The organism is Bradyrhizobium sp. P5_C11_2, assembly GCF_054049755.1.
In genome coordinates, this window is record NZ_JBFULT010000997.1 from 1 (window position 1) to 1,385 (window position 1,385).

Below are 1,385 nucleotides of genomic sequence, written 5' to 3' on the forward strand. Positions count from 1 at the left end.
GCCGTGGCCCGCAAATCGCCCACAAAACCCCGAAAAAATGCCTCGCAGGAGCGATCCCGCGCCACTGTCGACGCATTGGTCGAGGCAACTGCTCGCATTCTGGTCAAGGAAGGCTTTGAGAAGGCCAGCACCAACCGCATCGCCGAGATCGCCGGCGTCAGCGTCGGCTCGCTCTACCAGTATTTCCCCAGCAAGGAGGCGCTCGTCGCCGCCGTGATCGATCGTCACAACGAGGAGATCATGGCCATCGTTCGCGCAGCGCTCGCGGAAGTCGCCGACCTGCCGATCGACAAGGCCGTGCGAAAACTCGTGACCGTCGCGATCGAGGCCCACCGCATCAACCCGAGGCTCCACCGCGTGCTCGCCGAACAGATCCCGCGCACCGGCCAGCTCAAGGACGTCGAAGCCTTCAACCGCGAGGTCCACACCCTCGTGCGCGCCTACCTCGAAAGCCGCCGCAAGGAGATCCGCAAGATCGACCCGGGGCTGGCCACCTTCATCTGCGTCAGCGCGATCGAGGCGGTGGCGCACAACACGGTGCTGAACCACGCCGAGATGCTGTCGGAGAAGACGGTGCGGACGCTGGTGGACGAGACGACGCGGATGGTGGTGGGGTATTTGCGGCCAGCGGCGTAGCATTCGTTGTTCGACAAAGGGCCACATGCGCCCCCACCGACAAAATGGCGTCAAGTTGAACTTCGGCCAGCTGGATCAGTCTGCAACCGCGAGGACGCCACGCGCGACCTTGTTACGGATTTGTCGCACTTCAAGAACGCGTGCGTGAGCCCATCGAGGGGTTGAACCCGGTGGAAAAGCCCCACCTATCCGAGCAAGCGGAGGAATACCTGATAAGGTTAGCTGATGCAGTCACCAGAATGGAAGGGAATGACGGTCGCCGCAGCGATTGCGCTCGTCTCGGTATCCGTCTTGGCGGTCGATGCGGGACTGGACCTAAACGCCAGCGGGTTCACCGAGCGCCTTGAGAGCGCGCAGGCTTCTATCGTCGACGCGATGGGAAAGCATCAACTCGCCTTTGCCGTTCGGACGTGGGCCCGTGGCAAGACCATTCCGGAGCAGCCGTGTCCACGCAGCGCGTGCCAACTGTCCGCCGCTGGAACCGGATCGTTCCGAAAACAGGAGATCACTTGCCGATCCGAGATCGTGCAAGACTGAGGTCTATCTAAGAAAATAATGGTCGGAGCGAGAGGATTTGAACCTCCGACCCCTAGTCTCCCAGATGCGCGCGGAGCCTTGTTTTCATTTTGCTATTTTGGCAACTCAATGATGTGACCAGGATTGATCCGTCTGCGCTTTCCATTTGGGATGGAAACCGCTGGCGATAATGCCCCGTACGGTGGTGGGGCATCAGGCCCGTTGCCTTGCCT

At 61.2% G+C, this 1,385-nt stretch carries 2 protein-coding genes; both read left to right on the forward strand.

Annotated features, from left to right (window positions below; translation table 11 throughout):
* Positions 1-3: 3 nt before the first annotated feature.
* On the forward strand, positions 4-636 hold the full coding sequence (locus ACXJL8_RS41050) for a TetR/AcrR family transcriptional regulator (protein WP_456620218.1): 633 nt from the start codon (positions 4-6) through the stop codon (positions 634-636).
* A gap of 249 nt (positions 637-885) precedes the next feature.
* Positions 886-1,173 (forward strand): hypothetical protein, encoded by a 288-nt coding sequence (locus tag ACXJL8_RS41055; protein WP_456620219.1) that lies wholly within the window; start codon positions 886-888, stop codon positions 1,171-1,173.
* The last annotated feature ends 212 nt before the right edge of the window (positions 1,174-1,385 follow it).